Origin of the sequence: uncultured Flavonifractor sp., from assembly GCF_944383115.1 — a bacterium.
Classification (GTDB): domain Bacteria; phylum Bacillota; class Clostridia; order Oscillospirales; family Oscillospiraceae; genus Flavonifractor.
This window is the reverse complement of record NZ_CALWOJ010000137.1, coordinates 1-3,919: the sequence shown is the minus strand read 5'-3', so window position 1 is coordinate 3,919 and position 3,919 is coordinate 1. Positions and strand designations below refer to the sequence as shown.

Genomic DNA, 3,919 nt, shown 5'->3' with positions numbered 1-3,919 from the left:
GGCGCCATCTGGGGTTGTATCCCCGGCCTGGTCAAGGCCTTCCTCAACATCAATGAGGTGCTGGCCTGTATCATGACCAACTGGATCGCCGCCAACCTGGTAACCTGGCTGTTTGATAACGGCAGCCTGTTTGCCAACCTCCAGAACCATGTGGAGAACACCAAGACCGCCTATATCTATAAGACTTCGTTTAACGGTGTGCAGACCGCCAAGCTGGGGCTGGACAAGATTTTCCCCGGCTCTCAGGTCAACGGCGGTATTGTGGTGGCGATCATCATTGCCATCCTGATCTTTATCCTTATGACCAAGACCACCCTGGGCTATCAGCTGAAGGCCTGCGGTGCCAACCGCCATGCCGCCCGGTATGCGGGTATCGCGGACAAGCGCAATATCGTGCTGTCTATGGCCATTGCCGGTGCCCTGTCCGGTGCTGCCGCCTCCCTGTACTACCTGTCCGGCAACACCGAGTTCTACTGGACCTCTGCTTACCAGACGCTGCCCGCCACCGGCTTTAACGGTATCCCCGTGGCCCTGCTGGCGGCCAGCCATCCCATCGGCGTCATTTTTGCCGGCTGCTTCATGTCCATGCTGGATATTGTGGGCCTGCAGCTGACCAACCTGACCGCCTACAACGAGTATATCACCGATGTAATCATTGCCATCATCGTCTACCTCAGCGCTTTCTCTCTGGTGATCCGGATGCTCATCAGCGGCCATAAGAAGCGTAAGAATGCCAAGGTGCAGACGGTGGACGCAAGCACACAGCCGCTTCCGGCGGATACACCGCCAGATACGCCGCCGGACACGCCCCCGGACAGCGCCGCTGTGGAGGAAGGAGGCGGTGAAGCATGACGTTCCTCATTCAGCAGACTTTGATCTATGCCGTGCCGCTGATGATCGTGGCACTGGCCGGCGTGTTCGCCGAGCGCAGCGGTATCATCAACCTGGCCCTTGAAGGTATCATGATCTTCGGCGCCTTTGCAGGCGTACTGTTTGTGCGGTTGATGCAGCAAGCTGGCTTCTATGTAGATGCCAAGGCTGCCGGTGACTGGGTAGCCCTCCAGGGCTTTATGATCCTGGCTATGGTAGTTGCCGCGGTGCTGGGCGCCATTTTCTCCCTGCTGCTCTCCTTCGCCTCGGTGAACCTGAAGGCTGACCAGACCATCGGCGGTACCGCACTGAACCTGCTGGCGCCTGCCCTGGTACTCTTCTTCATCCGCATCGTGGCCAATCAGAACACCCTGCAGATGGCGCAGGGCGACGCGGCCAGCTACTTCATGATCAAAAAGAGCTTCTTCGGGTATGGACGCAGCGATGAGATGGGATTCTTCGGTTCCACCTTCATTGATAAGACCTATCTGGCCACTTATATCTGCATTATCCTGTTTGTCATCCTGTCCATTCTGCTCTACAAGACCCGCTTCGGTCTGCGGCTGCGTTCCTGCGGTGAAAATCCCCAGGCTGCCGACTCTCTGGGCATCAATGTGTACAAGATGCGCTATGCCGGTACCACCATCTCCGGTGCCCTGGCCGGTATGGGCGGCTTTGTGTATGCCCTTACCACCGCCAACTGCGCCTCCACCGGCGAGGTGGCAGGCTTCGGCTTCCTGGCCCTGGCGGTTATGATCTTCGGTAACTGGAAGCCCCTGAACATCGCCGGTGCAGCCCTGCTGTTCGGCTTGTTCAAATGTATCGCCGCCTCTTACACCAGCATCGATATCAACGGTGACGGTGTGTTTATGCTGGCGGAGATCGGTGTCAGCCCCCATTTGTACCGGATGCTGCCCTACCTGATCACCCTGATCGTGCTGGCCTTCACCTCCAAGAAGTCCAGAGCGCCCAAGGCGGAGGGTATCCCCTACGACAAGGGACAGCGGTAAATCACACACAGACGAAAGGGGCCGGATGGCCCCTTTCGTTTTGCATATTGGAAAAAGGAGAGATGAACATGGTTACGATGGCACAGCGGATCGAGGCCCTGCGGGACGAGGCAGGCCTGTCCCGCCCCGCCCTGGCGTCAGTCTTAGGCTTTCCCAAAAACGCTATTGAAAAGTTTGAGACAGGCCGGGCCACCCCCACCAAAGACCAGCAGGAGAAGATGGCGGCCTATTTCGGCGTGTCGCTGTTCTACCTGCGGGGGGAGAGCGGGGACCGCACCCGCCAGGAGGACTGGATGAGCGGCAGCCTGTCTGCTGCCGAAGAGGAGCCGGTATATCGCCCCGCGCCGGTCAAGCGGCCCAAGGTGGAGCCGGCCTCCAGCGGCGGGGGAGCCACCATGTTGGATGCCCTCTTCTCCAGCAAACAGGCCAAGGATCAGTTTAAGGCCATGGTGCTGGAGGTCCTCCGGTCGCCGGAGGGACAGGAAGTCATTGCCCAGGCGGTGTGGAAAGAGCTGGCCAAACGGCGGTAATCGGTTTTCAACGCGCTGCAAATGTGATATAATGACGAAAAGCGCCGCCGCCGGCCGCGCATAGAACAGGGAGGTACTGCAATGAAGCAGGATATGATTCTGATCCTGGATCTGGGCAGCAAGGAGAACGCCAAAATTGCCCGTGAGGTACGGGCACTGGGCGTTTACAGCGAGATCCACCCCCACGACATCACTTTGGCAGAGATTCAAGCTTTGCCCAATGTGAAGGGCATCATTCTCAACGGCGGTCCCAACCGGGTGGTGGACGGCGTGGAGATTGACGTCTCCAAGGAGATCTATAACTGTGAGCTGCCGGTGCTGATGGCCGACCATAAGGGGGACGCCCCCTGGCCGGAGGACGACGAGGCCCGGAAGCAGGCCCTGTCCAACTTTATCTTCGGCGTGTGCGGCGCCGAGGCCAACTGGAATATGGACAACTTCATCGCCGACCAGATCGAATTGATCCGCAGGCAGGTGGGGGATAAGAAGGTGCTGCTGGCTCTGTCCGGCGGCGTGGACTCCTCGGTGGTGGCCGCCCTGCTCATCAAGGCCATCGGCAAGCAGCTCACCTGCGTCCACGTCAACCACGGCCTGCTCCGTAAGGGCGAGCCGGAGCAGGTGATCCAGGTGTTCCGCCATGAGATGGACGCCAACCTGATCTATGTGGACGCGGTGGATCGGTTCCTGGACAAGCTGGCCGGGGTGGCTGACCCGGAGCAGAAGCGTAAGATCATTGGCGGTGAGTTTATCCGTGTCTTTGAGGAGGAGGCCCGGAAGCTGGAGGGCATCTCCTTCCTGGGCCAGGGCACCATTTACCCCGATATCATCGAGTCGGGCACCAAGACGGTGAAGGCAGTCAAGAGCCACCACAACGTGGGAGGCCTGCCGGAGGATCTGGACTTTGAGTTGGTGGAGCCTCTGAAGATGCTCTTCAAGGATGAGGTGCGTGCCTGCGGCAAGGCCCTGGGCCTGCCCGATAATATGGTCTACCGCCAGCCCTTCCCCGGCCCCGGCCTGGGAGTGCGCTGCCTGGGAGCCATTACCCGGGACCGTCTGGAGGCGGTGCGGGAGTCGGACGCCATCCTGCGGGAGGAGTTTGCCAAGAACGGCCTGGAGGGCAAGGTGTGGCAGTACTTTACCGCTATCCCCGATATCAGGAGCGTGGGCGTCCGGGACGGCAAGCGGGCCGACGAGTGGCCTGTCATCATCCGTGCGGTGAATACGGTGGACGCCATGACCGCCACCGTGGAGGACATACCCTTTGCCCTGCTGCAGCACATCACCCACCGGATCACCCATGAGGTGCCGGGCGTCAACCGTGTACTCTACGACCTGACGCCGAAGCCCACGGGCACCATCGAGTGGGAGTGAGTTAACAAAGCCGGCGAAGCATTGCACTGCAATGCTTCGCCGGCTTTTGTTCTGGAACTACCAGTCAAAACCTCCGGCTAAGCCGGAGGCTTGAGTAGGCCCTATAAGGGCCTGATACGGACGAAGCCCCTTAAGGGG

Annotated in this window: 3 protein-coding genes and 1 pseudogene; all 4 read left to right on the top strand. The window is 59.8% G+C overall.

Annotation, left to right across the window (positions count from 1 at the left end; genetic code table 11):
• Positions 1–852: pseudogene (locus Q0K43_RS10635) on the top strand (ABC transporter permease); the annotation flags it as partial.
• Positions 849–1,880 carry an ABC transporter permease gene (locus tag Q0K43_RS10630; RefSeq protein WP_297290504.1) on the top strand — a complete coding sequence of 344 codons (1,032 nt, stop codon included), beginning with the start codon at positions 849–851 and terminating at the stop codon, positions 1,878–1,880. The pseudogene Q0K43_RS10635 and the gene Q0K43_RS10630, both read left to right, overlap by 4 nt.
• A gap of 68 nt (positions 1,881–1,948) precedes the next feature.
• Positions 1,949–2,410, top strand: coding sequence for a helix-turn-helix domain-containing protein (locus tag Q0K43_RS10625; protein ID WP_297290503.1), 462 nt, complete (start codon positions 1,949–1,951; stop codon positions 2,408–2,410).
• 81 nt (positions 2,411–2,491) lie between these two features.
• A complete protein-coding gene (gene guaA, locus Q0K43_RS10620) occupies positions 2,492–3,781 on the top strand; it encodes a glutamine-hydrolyzing GMP synthase (RefSeq protein ID WP_297290502.1) in 1,290 nt (429 codons plus the stop codon).
• Positions 3,782–3,919: the final 138 nt, after the last annotated feature.

Bases quoted from the DNA above. Each gene is read 5' to 3' on its own strand.
- Q0K43_RS10630 (WP_297290504.1), top strand. From the start codon at position 849: ATGACGTTCCTCATTCAGCAGACTTTGATCTATGCCGTGCCGCTGATG.
- guaA (WP_297290502.1), top strand. From the start codon at position 2,492: ATGAAGCAGGATATGATTCTGATCCTGGATCTGGGCAGCAAGGAGAAC.
- Q0K43_RS10625 (WP_297290503.1), top strand. From the start codon at position 1,949: ATGGTTACGATGGCACAGCGGATCGAGGCCCTGCGGGACGAGGCAGGC.